Raw genomic sequence first — 16,622 nt, 5'->3', positions numbered from 1 at the left:
AGATGTCCCTGATTGACCGGTTTTATGAAGGGGTCGCAGATCTGGTTATTGCCAGGCCAGCCCAGGTTCTTCTTGTAATGGTACTCTTATTTCTGGCTTCTTTTGCAGTAATGAGTAACCTGACAATGGAATCTGGCGATGACATCTATCTTTCAGCAGATGATCCCTCAATGATCTGGTATAAAACATATACCAAAGATTATAGCGGGGAAAAAATCGTTCTTCTCTATATTACTACTCCAAAACCATTGGATTTTTCTGTTCTTTATGATCTGCAAATTCTTGAAAAAGAATTAAACAGAATTCCAGGAGTCATCGGAACACAGACTATCGCCGATGTCATCGCAAGTGCCAACGGAGGTATCCTTCCGAGATCCAATGCACAAATTAAGGCAATTTTTGAGCAGTTACCTGAATCAGACCAGGAAGAACTTGTTCCGGATGACCTTCATACCCTCGGGATGATCACAGCAGAAGGGGATCCAACCTCTATTCTTGACCCAATCCAGTCGGTAATAGAGAATGCTGACCTTCCACCCGGAACAAATATTGAGATCAGCGGAACCGATGCATTTAATGAACAGATGCTTGACAATATGACAAAGCAGATTGTAGTACTCATTCTCGGTGCCTTTTCCCTGATGTTTGTCGCACTTTTCATCCTTTTCGGATCTGTTCGATACAGACTTCTGCCTCTTCTTTTTGTCCTTATCGGTATGGTTTATCTGTTCGGATTTCTTGGATTAATGCGTATCTCTATAAATATCGGAGCAATAGGAGGATTTCCGGTATTACTGGGACTCGGGATTGATTATGCAGTTCAGTTCCAGTCAAGACTTAACGATGAACTTCTTGTATCTCCCCTCAATGAAGCGGTAAGGACGACAATATGCAACACCGGATATGCCGTACTGAATGCAATGATTGCTACTGCACTCGGTTTTATTGTCCTCTTTATTACTCCGCTCCCGATATTAACCGGATTTACCCAGACAGCCATTATAGGAATTATCTGTGCTTATGGAGCAACACTTTTTGGTTTTCCCGCTCTTGCTCTCCTGATTAATTACCAGCCAAAAGTCAGTTCTTCAGGGGGATTGAGTTTTTTTGATACATACAACAACTTTCTTTCAGGTCTTGCTCTTCGTATCGCTAAAGCTCCCGTAATTCTTCTGGTATTCGTGCTCATGCTTGCCGGGATAGGACTTGCTGTAGATGACAGAATTGCCATTGATACAACCATGGATTCTATGGTTCCTCCGGATATGCCGGCAAAAGTAGTAATGGACAAGGTAACCAATCTCCTTGGATCACAAACACCGGTTGAACTACTTATCACGGCTCCGGATGTGACAAATCTCAATGCAGTCAAATGGATGGACAGATACGGAGTTTTCATCAGTGAAGTATATCCGGATAAAATCATCGGAGTTACCGGCATTCCTTCTCTTGTAAGGACTTACAACAATGGAACTATCCCGAACTCACAGACCGAACTGAATAATGTACTGGCATCGATTCCGGCGGATGAGAAGGATAAGTACATCGCTGGTATTACCTCATCACTGATGGAGCTCGAGACTGTTTCTCTTACATCCCAGCAGTCCAGCCAGATGAGAAAAGTAATTCTGGATACTACTGACTGGGTTGAGCCACCACCAGGTCTTTCTGTCCGGACTACCGGGGAGTTTGAATTAAATGCAATTACACTGGATTATATTGAATATTATAAACCGCTGATGACCATCCTGGCATTCATCATGATATTTCTCTTTTTGATAATTGCATACCGTCATATTGTCTCTGCCGCTCCCCTCTTTCCGATTATCTGTGTTGTCGGATGGAATGCTGTGGTGATGTGGATATTTTCAATTTACTACACATTTATTACGGCTTCCCTTGGGGCGATAACAATTGGGGTTTCTTCAGAGTATACAATACTGATGATGGAGCGATATCTTGAAGAGAAAAGAAATACACCAGATCCGAACGAGGCTATCCAAAAGAGTGTACAAAAGATTGGAGCTTCCATTACCGTTTCCGGACTGGTGACTGCATTTGGTTTTTCAGCACTCTTACTCTCCTCGTTTCCAATCATTGCAAATTTCGGGATAATGACGGTGATAGCGGTAGTTTTTTCTCTGATTGGAGCAATCGTAATCATGCCTGCAATATTTTCGATTATGGGACGGTTTGAAGAGAGAATAATGAAACGAAAATCATAACAGGTTAGAGTTGGGCCATTTAAACCCATAATCCATACAGAAAATCCCTTTTTAAATACAGAAGTTATATCCGGATTGATGAAAATAAACATATTATGAGCAGAATTTCCATAATTGGAATAATTATTCTGGGAAGTATTTTTTTTGCATCTCCCTTTGCCCTGGCAGTGAATCAGACTCATGAGGATCCCATCATAGGCACGTATGAATACACTGCAGGAGATTACGTTGAGGCTTATTCTTTCCTTGCAGACTCTGTATTTGAAGCAGAAGGACTTGGGAAACAATTTAACGGAACATGGGAAAAGATTTCGGATTTGGAATATCGTGCAACCTTCCGTGAGAAAAACTCAACCGATGATACAAATATGACTTCTGATATCTTTCTGTACGATCCGAAAACGGATCTCCTCTGGTATCCTGCCCATCACCGGAAAGAATAGAAGAGATCCAATAAGGATGATCCTACTTTGTATTCAGACCGGGATTTATCTTTGAATTCCTGTTTTTCAAAACGTTACTGGTGGTAAAGACCTGGGTGAAAGACTGGATCATGTGATCCTTCATGACCGGTTTTACTTTTTTCTGAATACTTGGAATACTCATCATAAGAGAGAAGAAAAACAGTGAAATACGCTTTTTGTATCGGTAATGGGGAAAATCATACAGACCGTGAGACTTGTAATACTTATGATCAGCTCTGAATACTGATCGTAAATTCCCCCAGATTTCGTCCCGGAGAATTATATGTCCTGCAACCTGAGGGAACATCGGGGGTTTTCGATACCCTGCATGAGCATACCTGACAGCCCGCATTGCTACTGAACTTATGAGTGCATCAATACAGGCATCATCACCTGGTTCGTCAGTAACAAAATCTACCAGGTTTCCACCGGAAATAAGACATGAAAGATTTTCCCGGAGCCCTGGAACAGATGCCAGCGGGCCTTGAACCATAATTATCAGTTGTTTCCCGGAGAACCTCGGAATATGTCCAAGGAAAAAACTCCGGTCAAAGAACTGTTTCCATGCAGATGAAAGGTACCGATCCCTGATAGTGCCGGCAAACACAATAATATCTGATGGTTTTACTTTATTTTCCCAGAAAGAACAAAAACCATCGGTATATATGCACTGATTATCAAAAGCACACTGGGCACATCCAAGACATCCTCCCTTTATTCCAATGTCATCAAGATGGTGGATATCAATTTCACCGGAGAATTGTGAACTCATCTGTTTTACCATCTTTTCAAGGTTTGAACCTGACTTTGAATCATGGAGAATCAAAACCCTTTTGTCACCCTTATCAACACTATCCTGAATAACTCCCGGATTATATTCACGTATTAATTCCGGAACCGGTGGATATGCCCGTATAACAGGACGGTGAGATTCGCAGGCGGATAATATATCATCACCAAAAGCGGTAAGCTCGACCTGGTTCTTTACCTGCAAAAGATCCTCCATTGCTGCAGAAAATGATCCTACGAATCGCATATCAAGATCCTCGCTTATTCCCTGCAGATATTCATGGACTTTATGATCAAAGAAATGAACAGATGTCGAAAGTGAAGCGGCATATTTACCGGAAAAGAGAGTGTCTACCTTTTTCTCGAAAATCAGTTCAATAAATCGCTTGTATTGTGCAGGAACATGTTGGAAGTATACCGGTGCAGCCCATAGAATAATATCTGCTTTTTGAATCGTATTTATCACTTTTTCCCATTCGGTTGAATTTTTTTCCAGGATAGAGATTTTTTGGCTTATATGAGAGGTATGAAATGAATGATCCGGATTTGCCAGTTCCAAAAATTTCGTGTACTGCATGGTTACACTTTTTTCTCCTTTCGGGCTTCCGTTGAGAACACAAATCTCCATTTTAATCCTCCATTTCAGCGTCTGCGGGTTTTTCTTCAAACATTTTGAGCATCTTTAGTGCAAATGAACGAAATTTATCCGCTTTCACAATTGCTATCCCCCTCTTTTCATCACCAAGTACCATCAGGACATCTCCCGGATTTATCCCGAATATCTCCCGTGCTTCCTTTGGAATGACAATCTGACCCCTTTCTCCAACTTTTACAGTTCCAAAAATGTGTTTTCCATTTCCACATGATTCTTCTACTATTGACATGACAACTTATTCTCCCAAATCATACTTTTCATATTTGTATGAATTGAATGATTATTATGTTTTCTCATGTTAAGATTGAAAACTATCCAGAGAATAAAAACGTTAATGGCAAGTTATAGAGATTTGAAGAAACCTTAAAAAAGCCCAATATTAGGAGTTCCTTATTTTCCGGAAAAATTTCCGGGCATGAAAAAATTTATTGCAGGGGATTACCGGTCACGCTGCCGTTCGAGATTTGCGAACCGGTTCAATTTCATCCACAATTTTTTTTGACAGGTAACTGGCAAAGATATCCGGACAAATAAAAATTCCCGTCATTAATCCATTTTCTTCCAAGATTGACAATGACTCCCGCCGATCAGCCAATAAAAGCAATTTCATCGAAAGTGTGTGGTTTTCTTCTTCCAAGTGATGAAATCGGGAGGATTTGATATCATTTCCGCCCATATAACATTTTACCGAAGTAAACTCTGCAAGTTCCCTGTCGCTTACAACAAGGTAGAGAACAATTCGCTTTGCTGCATGGGAAATGTCATTACTATACCTGGAAAGAATTTTTTTATCATCGCAAAGAAGAATGATCTCCGATTTCGCCCGACGCAACATCATCCGAATCTGGTTATCCCGGGTCCATTCGGTGCATAACTTATACCCCTGCATGAGTGGTTCAGGAGTTTCGGTTTCCAAAGCTTTCAGACGCCTGAACAGGTTTTCAAGGGAGATTGTCGAATCACGTTTCATTTTTTCAAATATCCGGGCAACATCAACGGGAGAATATCGGGCAGGGGATTTTCCTGAAGAGACGATAAATCCTTTCTGTGCCAGGGAAGTCAGTGTTTCATAAATTTTCCCTCTGGGTATCTTCGTCTGCTCATGTATTTCACGGGCACTCGCCACCCGGAGAGCGGTCAGAATCACGTAAACTTTGGCTTCATATTCACTAAAACCGATTTTTTTCAAGTCAGAGAGTAAGGAATCGTCGATCATAACATCAGCTACTCCAGCCAGGAGCACTTTTTTGATATGGTGATATTTGTAATCAGATAGGGCATGATTTCCGAGCCATTCAGACCAACGAAATTGACATTAGTTTTTCTCTTACTTTCGGCCATGATGATATTAATGGGGGGTGCTGCAGTCGCGCCTGCTCTTCCGTTAATAAGTGAAGCATTTCCTGATGCACCGGAATATTTAATCTCCCTCATTGTCACACTCCCTTCACTAGCCATTGGTGTTACAGGTATATTTATCGGATTACTTTCTGATAGAATTGGTAAAATTAAAATCCTTGCTGCATCTATTGTCATCTTTACCATTGCAGGAACTTCCGGATATTTTCTCAACTCGATTTATGCTATATTGATAGGCAGATTCATCCTCGGAGTAGGAATTGCCGGAATAACCTGTGCAACCTCTTCTCTTATTCCCTGTTATTATGAGGGAATAACCCGTGCCAAAGTCCTCGGATACCAGGCAGCAGCGATGGGTTTCGGGGTATTAATTCTTGAAATAAGCGGAGGCCTTCTTTCCGGGATATCCTGGCGAGCAGCATTCCTCATTTACCTGATTGGGATTTTTATTCTCGCCGGTGTTCTTCTTACCATGAAAGAGCCCGCTCTGGGAAAATTTGCAAGAGATACAAAATCATCAGATGAAAAATTTCCGACTTCATCGTTCATGGTAATCTATATCTCAATGTTTCTTGGCAGCATGCTCTTCTTTTTGATGCCAATTAAATTCCCCTACCTTATTGCACATATGGATGCAGCCCGATTATTAGGAGAGAACACTGCCCTTATCAGTGGATTATTCCTGGGCATTATGGGATGTTCTGCTTCAATTATTGGATTATTTTATGGAAGACTTGCCTGGAGATTTACCCGGTACACGATTCTCACTTCTGTATATCTGTTCTTTGCAATCGGGTACTGCAGTCTGGGAATTGCTAATTCACTTATCATAGTGCTGATTGGAGCTATTTGTGTAGGTCTTGCTAATGGTATCTTAATGCCCACTGTCCTGATATGGATTGCCGCTATAACACCAAAACAATTCCTGGGGTGGGCAAGTGGCGGATTCTCAGTATCCCTGAATGTTGGGCAGTTTGCTTCCACCCTTGCAATTGTTCCGGTCATTGCAATCGCTTCAACAACCGGAAATATATTTCTTATATTCGGACTGGTGTCATGTGTAATCGCTCTGCCCTACGTTTACCTGGTGATAAAAGGGAAGTATACCATTGATGAAATGACATCTCTTCCATCAAAAATAGAATATTAAAAAATCATGTGGTTTTTACTCTTAAAAAAGACGAGGAGAGGAGATCGAAACATTGTAATAGGGTCCTTTGTGCTAAACATAAGAACAATATTTGGTACCTTGTAGATCCAGAATATTGAAATTATTTCCTTAATCTGATTTCTGTTTAAGCATATCAACCAATTATTTGGAGCAATATTATGTCAATTAAAAATTTTCACCTCCTTATTCTTTGTATTACCGGATATCTTGCAATGGCAGGAGGAGCATTACTGGCACCTGCACTTCCGGAGATGGTAGTACCCCTGCAGACAACCGCTCAGGCAACCGGCCTCCTTATGTCTGTGTTTACTCTCTCAACAGCAATATTCACCCTTATTCTGGGCCATTTTATTGACCGGGCAGATAGGAAAAAAATACTCATACCAAGTCTGGTAGTATACGGTCTGACTGGAATTATCAGTTTTTTTATTTCGAATTTTGAGCATCTTCTCATTCTGAGATTTATCCAAGGGATCGGAGTTGCAGGGATGATGACCCTTGCTTTCCTGATTATCGGAGATTCTTATAGAGGATATGATAGTGTTCAGGCAATTAGTAAAATGAGCATGGCCCTGGCGATAGGAGCTATTTCAGCTCCTCTTATCGGAGGAGGGCTTGCCTGGTATGGATGGAACTATCCTTTCTTGTTTTATGCATTTTCACTCCCTTTTGCTCTTGTTGTAACAGTATTTCTTCCGGAAACAAGAGACAAAAACCAGAATGTTACTAACAAAGGAATTAAAGAGGCTTTTTCATCTCTTCGAAAACTTCCCATACTCTGCACGATATTCATGGGATTTGCAATCTTTTTCCTGTTATATTCCCTGATAATATACGTTCCTTTTATGCTCAAGGAGGCATATGGTTTTTCATCTGTACAATCCGGACTGATGCTGGCAATCGAAGGATTAGCAGTTGTATTACTGGCGTCCCGTGTCAGAAACCTGGCAGACAGATTTTCATTAATCCGGGTCCTTATCGCAGGGTTTTTGCTTGTGGGCTTATCACTTTTCTGTATATCATTCACCGATTCAATCATCGCGGTATTTATCTTGTTACTTCTTTTCGGAGCAGGATATGGGCTGGCCCAGACAGCCATTGATGCCCAGATCATTTATGTCAGCCCGACTATGTCAAAAGGAGGTATCCTTTCGATTCATACCTGCATGAAATACCTGGGAATGAGTCTTTCTCCGATTGTCCTGGGTGTTATACTGACAATCAGTGATCTCCATACTGTTTTCATCATTTGCGGGATAGTCGGAATTTTTATTGCTCTTGCGACATATAGCGTGAAAAATAACTTTAATTTCCCGGTCATCCAATCAGTTTCAGACACAAAAATCCAGGGCTCACAAAAATAATTACCCTTTTTTACTATATTCAAAAAATGATCCCAGGATTTGATTTTTGAATTGACATATGAGGGAGAGGGAAAAATCTCAAAATAAACGATACCAGGACAACCTTCTGAACACCAGTACTACACACCCTCATAGTAGAAATTCTCGTTATTTCCTGAATTAAGCACCATTTTGCCGATTAAAATTTTCTATAAAATCAGATGAAATTTTAACGGGCAATTAAGGATTTATATTAGATAAACTCCTCAAAACGCGGAGATATAGCAGGCCGCTATTTACCTCCTCTACTCAGCTGATAAATACTATCACTCACTCTCTGATCCGGGAATACAGACCCCTTGTAAAAATATTCTTTGGGTCCGGATTATGGCATGAATATGACACCATTTTTAAGTTTATGAGGTAATTTGCCAATAAAATCAAAATTTGAGTATTTTAAACACGGTTGGCAGAGGTAACCTTATTTGACTTACAGTCCCACATACTGGTATGAACAAGGCAGCGTATGGAATTATAGGCCTCATACTCGGAATTATTGCCATAATAACCGGACTATACGCGATTTCCCTACACTCGCTCTTCATGGCGATAGGATACCTCTTTTTCACTGTTATCGCAGGAGTGATTTTTACCCGGTTCTTCTGTGCATCATGCCCTATCAAAGATACCTGTGTACATATTCTACCCGGTTACATCGCCCGGATCTGGAAAGAAACACCTGGACCATATACTCCGGGAAAACTTCTCATCTCCGGATTTCTCTTCGTAATTATTTTCCTTCCAGCCCTGCCTGCACTCATTACATCACCCATGTTGTTGCTCATCTTCCTGGTTTGCATAGTTCTTGCAGCAGTAATCAGCGTGTTATTTCTATGTCCGGGTTGTGGGAACCGGTTCTGTCCGTTCAGAAAAGAAGGATAAGGAACCAGACTGGTGTGAAAATCAAGAGCAATTGTTGATCCAGCTGTGAGAAAGATGACTTATCCAGAAGGTTACGATACCCATGAGATATTTGATACTATCAGATAAGTATCAAAAAGTCTGGGCTATGAGGATATTTATCACAAAATGAAGCGAGTTTCCATACTGAAGTTTGGTAAACATAACACCACCAATTCGTAAATTATCCTGTTTTCCGGCCCTTTTGTAGTTATATAACATTTCCTGTCTTTTTTTTAACCAACTCCACAGTGGAAATGAGAATGAGATAAGTAGATGAAGGGAGGATTTCATATATTTTCGGTAGAAATTCTTGTTATCAGTATGATCAGCAGAGAGCAGATGGTCAGGACAGATCCAGTTGTGGAAGATGCTATTTCACGGTATATTTCACGAGTGCGGGAGATTTTTGGTGAGTCTATCTGCCAGGTTCTTCTTTTCGGTTCGTATGCACGGGGAGAGGCAGGTCCTGAATCAGATATTGATCTCCTGGTTATCACAACCGATCCGGGCTGGGATACAGAATATCGGCTTATTACGATGGGATACCAAATCTTTTCCGAGACCGGAGTCATGCTCTCAGTGAAGGTGAGGACAACAGGAGAATTTGACCGGGCCGGTAATGTCTCTTTTTTAAGGAATGTAAAACAGGAAGGCGTTCTTGTTGGCTAACCTGATCGAGTGTAATGTGCTCATGGAAAAATCAAGGGAGCGCTTATTAGTTGCCCAATCCCTTCATGATGATGGGTACTTCGAGGATGCTGTTTCCCGTTCATACTATGCTATGTTTTTTGCAGCCAGGGCTCTGCTCCTGACCCTGGACATTACTCCAAAGACGCACCGGGGAGTTATTGTCACATTGAGTGACCAATTTGTTAAGAATGGTCTGATGCATTACGAGATTTGGGAGTATCTTGCTGCTGGTGAGACCCTTCGTGAAGAAGCAGATTATTCATCCGAAAAGAGGATTGACGATATCAGGTCTCAAACAACCCTGGAGCATGCAAAAGAGTTTGTCAGGACATGTTCACAAATTCTTAATTCAAGCCCATAAATTCAGATTATCTGTGACCTGTTCAGTAGATTAGTATCTTTTTTTATCGCGAGGTTGAAAACCAATGATAGGTCGCCTCAGAGACAATAATGCATCATCACGAACCTCATTCCAATTTTCCTTCTCTATGGAAGAACAGAATGCTCATCTCTTGCTTCAGATGAGAAATATATCAGGACTTTACCAATTATTGATCTCTGACTCATAACTGCATTTTGAAGCGTGAATTTTGCTATGAAAGTCTCTTTTAAATAATACGGACATATTCTCCACATTCTTATCATGCATCATATATATGGAGGAATTACATACTCCCAACAGACAAACCGGATGGATGAGATCAAAAAAACTCTCTTTATGGTTATCCATCCAATGAATATCCATATGCCTGAAGAGGCACCCCTTTTATATGCAATACCGGGTAGGGGATTTCAGGATCTTCTTGACCGGTTTTCTGTTTCAATACAGAAAAAACCTGAGACATCCTGGCTTATCCTACCAACGGAGACCCTTGTCCTGCAGGCAAAAGACCTGCTGACAGGCCGGAATAATCCAGAAATAACAGACCGGATTTTCACACCAGACACACTCTGTCTCTTCCTGCTCTCTAAATACGGAGAAGGAATAACATATTTATCTGACTCTGAAACGCGACTTCTTCTCTCCCGGGTTATTGCGGACCACAGTAAAGAACTCTCTCTTTTCATGAACGGGAGTTCTCCTTCTGGACGGATGCTTGCCGATCTCCAGCGTCTTTTTTCATATATCATCAGAAATGAACTGAATTATCCGGAATGTCTTGAAAACCTTCAGACAAGAAAAAGTGACCAGATAGGAGTGATAAATAGCGCCTTTCATCGCAGGCTGGAAAGCCTCAATCATGTCAATAGCGATACACTGATTCAGTGGGTCATTGAAAGTCTGGAAAGAAAATCTCAAGATAAATTTCTTTCTCTCTTCACCCATGTATTCTGGCTTGGAAAGTATAATCCCGAACCTCTTGAAAAACGTCTGATTCAGAGATATGCAGAAGAAATCCCCCACATGATATATACTGCACCTATGGGAGAAGATACCAGTATTTTTGGTGATGATGCTTCATGGATTTATCCGAGCAAAAAATTTGAATCTGGTACAATTCCTGCATCACCAAGGGAAAAAGCAGTAACATCTCTTTTTTCTGACAATTTCCCGGAAGAAAAAGCATGTATCTTAAGAGATGCACTCTCCCTGACCAAATGGAAAGACCCCGTATCAGAATTATCCGGAATAGCAAAAGAGATCCTTCGTCTCAAAAAACAGAACATCCCCTGGAATGACATCGCAGTGGTTTTTCCAGATCCTGGTATTGCGTTGGGATATCTTGCTGATGTATTTGACGACTACCATATTCCTTACAACTGTAGCACCGCCCCTCATCTATCAGTATCTCCCCTGATTTCCTTTTTCATGCTTCTTGGAGAATGTGTGGAGAAAGGGTTCAGGTATGAAGAACTGATCCGTCTTATCCGGAGTCCTTATCTGAATTACTCCTGGATTTCTGTTGAAAAAGATGAAACAGAAAATTACCATAACTTCCTTGACTTTGAATCCCTCGACCTCATCTGTCGCAGTTATGGAATTACCGGTGGGTATATAGACTGGGATGGGCGATTTGAGCAGATCATCGGGCATATCACCAGTGAAAAGGAATCTGAAGAGACCGGATCTGGAGAAAATGGTTCTTTAGCATATATTCCAAAAAGACCCCTGCCTCGTGAAACAATCCTTCAGACCATTGAAGGCACAAAAAACCTCATCCAAGTCCTGCGCAATCTTTTGGCACGGAGTACAGCCTCCGAACACTGCAAAGCCTTTCGAATTACGCTGAAGAGTATCGGATCACCATCTCCGGGAACAATGGTAGAAGAAGGGGGAATTGAACTTTCTGATGATGAACAGAACGCCCTTCTTGCATTTGATGAGATTCTTACATCTCTTTTGCAGCAGCCGGAAAGTGAGAATGAGAATATCTCATTTCCGGAGTTTCTTTCAAGGGTAAGGCTGCTGCTGATGGATAAAAAGATCAAGGCAGGAGATAATGACGGCGTTTTCGTCGCAGGAATCAGCGATATCGAACACATGCAGATTCCATATATCTTTATCGCCTCAATTAATGAAGGATTGATACCACGGCTCAATTATCGCCTTCCATTTGTAAACGGGAGTGAAGGCGGAAAAATCGGGGATGACCTGCATACATACCTGAGAAAAGAGCGATACCGGTTTATTTCCGCATTACTAACAGGAAAGGAACATGTATACCTGAGCTCATTTGAACACCGGGATGAACGAACAGCTCTTTGTTCTTCATTCCTCGGCCCATTAGAGCAGGTAGGGATTTTTCCTACATGGGGAGAGGAACCTGCTATCCCGGAGCCTGACCAGTTCTCTGATTCTGAAAATGCATATTATTCCGGGACAATGATGGCTTCTTCCCGATGGGATGAAGCACTTCTTTTCCTGCCTGATAATGAACGTATTTCAGATGTTGTATTCCGGATAGGTATCGAACGTAACTTCCGGTTCAGACTAAACCGATCAGTATACGATGGCATCATAAGAACTAAAGCCTCCATCAGGAAAGAGATGGAAGAACGGTTTGGTCCTTCATATCCCTGGTCTGCAACACTTTTGGAGACGTATGCCCGCTGCCCGTACCGGTTTTATCTTGAACATATTCTGAACATCAAACCACTCCCAATGCTTGGAAGCGACCTCTCTTCTGATGCCAAAGGAAGACTGATTCATTCGGTTGTCTGTAGGTTTAAACGCAGGATGCAGGAGAGAGATGCTTTCCCACTGAGACAGGAGGAGTACCACGATGCTGTATCTTCCATCCTTGAGATTGCCAGCGAAGAACTGGATACAGTCTCCTATGAAACTCCGGTCTGGCTTGCAAAACGAAGACAACTCCTGGGAGGTGAGCGATACGGAGCAGGAATGTTTGAAAAGTATGTTGCAGCGGAGATTGCACGTCTCGCACCTGATGAGGAAGGAGATGAACCTGCTCATTTTATCCCAAAACACTTTGAATTCTCATTCGGAGCAGTGCATGAAGATGGTGATGATCCCGCTTCTGTCAAAGACCCTGTCGACATTGCTGCCATCGCAAGAAGAAGATTGAATAAAAAAAAGGATATTTCCTGGACTTCCGAGGATATCCCGGATAGTCTTCTTCTTTGCGGAAAGATTGACCGGATTGATATCACAAAAACCGGAGATTTTGGAGTGGTAGATTATAAGACCGGGATAAAAATACCATCAACCACCGAGATCACCCAAGGAAAAGCCCTGCAACTCCCCCTCTATCTTCTGGCATATGCAGAGATTACCAATAATAATCCGGTGTATGGATCATACTGCCATCTGCACCGGTCAGTGACCCATGCAATGAGTCTGTATAATCCGGAATATAAAAGTCGTCTTCCCCGGGGGAAGATGCCAAAGTCAGAGTCAAAATGGGAGGATATCATGGACAATGCACTGTTTCAGGTCTGTCGCCAGAGTATGCAAATTCATCAGGGAATATTTCCCATTCATGCTGACCGGGGATGCAATCCTGACTGGTTCTGTCCTTACAAGACGATATGCAGGTTCCAGCCGGATCGGGGATCACACCTTGGTGAATGGATAAATTATCCGGAAAAAACAGGAGAGGGCGTCTGATGGCAGCAACAGAGCGACAAAACGAGGCGATAACCCTCCATGACAAAAGTATGGTGGTTACTGCAGGGGCTGGAACCGGAAAAACATTCGTCCTGGTTGAGAAATATCTGAATCTCCTGGAACAGGAGGGCCTTAGACCCGGAGAGATCCTTGCTCTGACCTTTACCGACAAAGCTGCTGCCGAGATGAAAGACCGGGTGAGATCTACCATTACAAGACGTCTTGCCCAGGATCCCGCGAACCGGAAGATGAAAGAAGCTGCAGAAGAGGTTATCATCGCTCCGATTATGACTTTCCATGCATTTTGTGCACAGATTCTCCGTGAATTTGCCATCGAGGCAGGACTTGAACCAGGGTTTACCATTCTTGACGGGGGACAGGGGATCACTGTCAAGAAAGATGCATTTGAACAACTGCTCAGAAAACCTCCGGCAGGTGTAAAAGAATCTCTTATCCGGATTCTCTCCCAGGTTGAAAAATTCAGGCTTGCAGAGATGCTCTCAACAATTGATGAGCACTATGACCGGTATGCCTCCTTTTTTACAATTGCAGCAGAAAACCCCGATAAAATGATAGATATCTGGAGAAAATTCCTCGATGCAATAAGGATACCAGAAACAGATAGGTTTTTTGCTGATCCGGTAAATTCTTCAGCAATCAAAGATCTCATCCGGTTATCGAAAAAATATTCAAACTCGAGTGATTCTGCCGTTAAATACCTGAACCAGTTAGCTCCGTATATCAGACAGTTAAACAGGGATACACCCTCTGAAGCACTGGCACAGGCTGCAAGGGAGTTTCTTGCCGTACGTCCGGTTGGAAGAATCGGCTCAAAAAAGAATTGGGAGGATGCAGATCTTGCATTGTTCCGGGATGCTAAATCAGACCTTACTGCTTCTCTTGAGAAAGCACTTCCATACTTTGAACTGGCTATAGATCCTGATTCAGTATTTACCAGGGCCACCTTCGCCTTCTTTGCTGATTTACAGGTGATTTCAGAACGGTACCATAAGATCGTCACCGATGCAAAGAAACAGGCATCAGCACTTGATTTCGCGGATCTTATCCGTCTGTGTAAACATTTCCTCCTTGATAACCAGGATATCGTGCAAAAACACTTACGTCCCCGGTACAGGTATATCATGGTTGACGAGTTTCAGGACACCGACCCGGCTCAGTTTGACATCATCACCGCGATTACCGGCCGGCTTGTTCCTGGAAAACAGGGTCTTTTCATCGTCGGGGATCCTAAACAATCAATATACCTCTTTCGAAATGCAGATGTCACCAGGTTTAAAGAGGCTCAAAACCGGATTCTTATTGATTGTGAAGGACGGCTTACCAACCTGGATGTGAGTTTTCGAAGTTCCAGGGAAGTTATCGGATTTGTAAACTTCCTCTTCTCTTCCATCTTTGCATCGGCAGAAAAACCATGGGAGTTCGGATATGAACCACTAGCAGTCTCTTCAGCCCGGCATGGATGTGATGGATCCATTCGTATTTTATTCCCGCCTAAAGGCGAATCAAAAGGAACACTAACGGATCAGAAAGAGATTGAGGCAGGTATGGTTGCCGAGATGATTCATCAGATGGTCTCCTGCCAGAATACCAGGATCACAGAAGCTTCCGGAAAGAAAAGACCGGTCACTTATGGAGATATTGCCATTCTCCTGGAGCGGCGGACATACCTGACCCAGTATATGCTTGCTCTTTCACGTCAGGATACTCCGTTTTATGTGCATGGAGGAGTCGGATTTTATTCAAGACAGGAGATGTATGATATCTTTAATCTGCTGTCTTTTCTCCTTCGACCATATGATGATGCAGCCCTGCTTGGAACACTCAGATCACCTTACATGGGCCTTTCTGATCCGGTAATACACGCGATTAAGACTATGAAAGGCCTTCCCAGGGGAACCACACTTTATGGACGACTGCAGCGGTATATTGCCGAAAATTCGGATGATTCAGACATCAATGTACTGACACGGGCAGAGAATCTCCTTGCCGGATGGCTTTCGTCCACCGGTAGAATTCCACTCAACCGGTTAATCCGGAAAATTTTGGTGGAATCAGGGATACTTACCGTGTACGGGGCTCTGCCAATGGGGGAACAGCAGGTCGCAAATCTTGAAAAACTCATCCGGATAGTTCGCAACCGGTCAGAATCGGGATCTTATGACTTAAGCGAGTTCATCTCGGATCTTACAAATTCCATCACTGCAGAAGAACGTGAAGGAGAGGCTGCCCTTGATGCACTTGCACAGACTTCAGTGAATATCATGACCGTACATGCTGCAAAGGGACTTGAATTTCCGGTTGTTGTTCTGCCAGACATGGGGTCATCCAGAGAGGGGAGAAAAGGAGCGATTCTTGCAGGGGACCAGGCTGCACTGGTTGGTGCGAAGATTCCAAATCCGGATCGGGAATACGAGATTGATGAGACGCCGGTTTACCGGGGACTTTCACTTATTCAGAAAGAAAAGGAAGCTGCAGAACGAAAACGCCTCTTTTACGTGGGAACTACCAGAGCACGGGATCATCTGATTCTCTGCGGCAGAAATCCGGGAAAACTATACAGAAGAATAGATTCAAGTAACAACCGCATTGACTGGGTCTGTACTCTCCTTGAAATATCCACTGGCATTATGGATATGGGTGGTGAGATATCCATTGATCCGATGGATGGCCTTGATCCGATTGTGATTAACATTTACTCCAATCCGGATGAACTTACCAGGGAGTGGGCCCACGCCCAGCCATCCGTTATCACGGTTCCGGATATTTATAAGGACTGTTATGGGAAGCGGAAGGTATAATTTTGGGTATTTTATTCAGAGGACAGAGAGTGCTTTGGAATTTTTTCAGGTAAAAACCTCGCAAGAGATAATGCG

12 protein-coding genes are annotated in these 16,622 nt (G+C 42.6%); 9 read left to right on the top strand and 3 right to left on the bottom strand.

All coding sequences use genetic code 11. The features are described from left to right. Positions 1 to 2: 2 nt before the first annotated feature. Together DLD82_RS09105 and DLD82_RS09100 are read left to right on the top strand one after the other, a co-directional pair. Positions 3 to 2,225, top strand: coding sequence for an efflux RND transporter permease subunit (locus DLD82_RS09105; protein WP_109940812.1), 2,223 nt, complete (start codon positions 3 to 5; stop codon positions 2,223 to 2,225). A gap of 95 nt (positions 2,226 to 2,320) precedes the next feature. Then, positions 2,321 to 2,668 (top strand): hypothetical protein, encoded by a 348-nt coding sequence (locus DLD82_RS09100; protein ID WP_109940811.1) that lies wholly within the window; start codon positions 2,321 to 2,323, stop codon positions 2,666 to 2,668. Positions 2,669 to 2,690: 22 nt separating this feature from the next. Here DLD82_RS09100 and DLD82_RS09095 read toward each other — a convergent pair whose 3' ends face one another. The 3 genes from DLD82_RS09095 to DLD82_RS09085 form a co-directional block, all read right to left on the bottom strand. Next, on the bottom strand, positions 2,691 to 4,106 hold the full coding sequence (locus DLD82_RS09095) for an NAD(P)H-dependent oxidoreductase (RefSeq protein WP_109940810.1): 1,416 nt from the start codon (positions 4,104 to 4,106) through the stop codon (positions 2,691 to 2,693). A gap of 1 nt (position 4,107) precedes the next feature. Then, positions 4,108 to 4,362 (bottom strand): AbrB/MazE/SpoVT family DNA-binding domain-containing protein, encoded by a 255-nt coding sequence (locus tag DLD82_RS09090; RefSeq protein ID WP_109940809.1) that lies wholly within the window; start codon positions 4,360 to 4,362, stop codon positions 4,108 to 4,110. A 216-nt stretch (positions 4,363 to 4,578) separates the two neighbouring features. Further along, positions 4,579 to 5,349: a TrmB family transcriptional regulator gene (locus tag DLD82_RS09085; RefSeq protein ID WP_146199744.1), complete on the bottom strand. Its 771-nt coding sequence runs from the start codon at positions 5,347 to 5,349 to the stop codon at positions 4,579 to 4,581. Between the two features lie 63 nt (positions 5,350 to 5,412). Between DLD82_RS09085 and DLD82_RS09080 the strand changes: the two genes are divergently transcribed. From DLD82_RS09080 to DLD82_RS09045, 7 genes are all read left to right on the top strand, one after another. Beyond that, complete coding sequence (locus DLD82_RS09080) at positions 5,413 to 6,642, top strand: MFS transporter (RefSeq protein ID WP_109940807.1); 1,230 nt, start codon at positions 5,413 to 5,415, stop codon at positions 6,640 to 6,642. 179 nt (positions 6,643 to 6,821) lie between these two features. Then, a complete protein-coding gene (locus tag DLD82_RS09075; protein ID WP_109940806.1) occupies positions 6,822 to 8,027 on the top strand; it encodes an MFS transporter in 1,206 nt (401 codons plus the stop codon). 489 nt (positions 8,028 to 8,516) lie between these two features. Beyond that, positions 8,517 to 8,948 carry a hypothetical protein gene (locus DLD82_RS09070; protein ID WP_146199743.1) on the top strand — a complete coding sequence of 144 codons (432 nt, stop codon included), beginning with the start codon at positions 8,517 to 8,519 and terminating at the stop codon, positions 8,946 to 8,948. 342 nt (positions 8,949 to 9,290) lie between these two features. Then, complete coding sequence (locus tag DLD82_RS09060; protein ID WP_245920405.1) at positions 9,291 to 9,638, top strand: nucleotidyltransferase domain-containing protein; 348 nt, start codon at positions 9,291 to 9,293, stop codon at positions 9,636 to 9,638. Further along, complete coding sequence (locus DLD82_RS09055) at positions 9,628 to 10,020, top strand: HEPN domain-containing protein (RefSeq protein WP_146199742.1); 393 nt, start codon at positions 9,628 to 9,630, stop codon at positions 10,018 to 10,020. Before DLD82_RS09060 ends, DLD82_RS09055 begins: the two co-directional genes overlap by 11 nt. A 282-nt stretch (positions 10,021 to 10,302) precedes the next feature. Further along, on the top strand, positions 10,303 to 13,728 hold the full coding sequence (locus DLD82_RS09050; protein ID WP_109940801.1) for a PD-(D/E)XK nuclease family protein: 3,426 nt from the start codon (positions 10,303 to 10,305) through the stop codon (positions 13,726 to 13,728). Beyond that, complete coding sequence (locus DLD82_RS09045; protein ID WP_181391353.1) at positions 13,728 to 16,547, top strand: UvrD-helicase domain-containing protein; 2,820 nt, start codon at positions 13,728 to 13,730, stop codon at positions 16,545 to 16,547. Before DLD82_RS09050 ends, DLD82_RS09045 begins: the two co-directional genes overlap by 1 nt. The last annotated feature ends 75 nt before the right edge of the window (positions 16,548 to 16,622 follow it).

It is taken from the genome of Methanospirillum stamsii (assembly GCF_003173335.1).
Lineage (GTDB): Archaea > Halobacteriota > Methanomicrobia > Methanomicrobiales > Methanospirillaceae > Methanospirillum > Methanospirillum stamsii.
Note: the sequence above shows the minus strand (reverse complement) of the source record. Positions and strands in the feature narration are given on the sequence as shown.

Excerpts from the sequence above, each read along its gene's own strand:
- DLD82_RS09085 (WP_146199744.1), bottom strand. The coding sequence starts at position 5,349 with ATGATCGACGATTCCTTACTCTCTGACTTGAAAAAAATCGGTTTTAGT.
- DLD82_RS09095 (WP_109940810.1), bottom strand. The coding sequence starts at position 4,106 with ATGGAGATTTGTGTTCTCAACGGAAGCCCGAAAGGAGAAAAAAGTGTA.
- DLD82_RS09090 (WP_109940809.1), bottom strand. The coding sequence starts at position 4,362 with ATGTCAATAGTAGAAGAATCATGTGGAAATGGAAAACACATTTTTGGA.
- DLD82_RS09050 (WP_109940801.1), top strand. The coding sequence starts at position 10,303 with ATGCATCATATATATGGAGGAATTACATACTCCCAACAGACAAACCGG.
- DLD82_RS09060 (WP_245920405.1), top strand. The coding sequence starts at position 9,291 with ATGATCAGCAGAGAGCAGATGGTCAGGACAGATCCAGTTGTGGAAGAT.
- DLD82_RS09070 (WP_146199743.1), top strand. The coding sequence starts at position 8,517 with ATGAACAAGGCAGCGTATGGAATTATAGGCCTCATACTCGGAATTATT.
- DLD82_RS09080 (WP_109940807.1), top strand. The coding sequence starts at position 5,413 with ATGATTTCCGAGCCATTCAGACCAACGAAATTGACATTAGTTTTTCTC.
- DLD82_RS09100 (WP_109940811.1), top strand. The coding sequence starts at position 2,321 with ATGAGCAGAATTTCCATAATTGGAATAATTATTCTGGGAAGTATTTTT.
- DLD82_RS09105 (WP_109940812.1), top strand. The coding sequence starts at position 3 with ATGTCCCTGATTGACCGGTTTTATGAAGGGGTCGCAGATCTGGTTATT.
- DLD82_RS09075 (WP_109940806.1), top strand. The coding sequence starts at position 6,822 with ATGTCAATTAAAAATTTTCACCTCCTTATTCTTTGTATTACCGGATAT.
- DLD82_RS09045 (WP_181391353.1), top strand. The coding sequence starts at position 13,728 with ATGGCAGCAACAGAGCGACAAAACGAGGCGATAACCCTCCATGACAAA.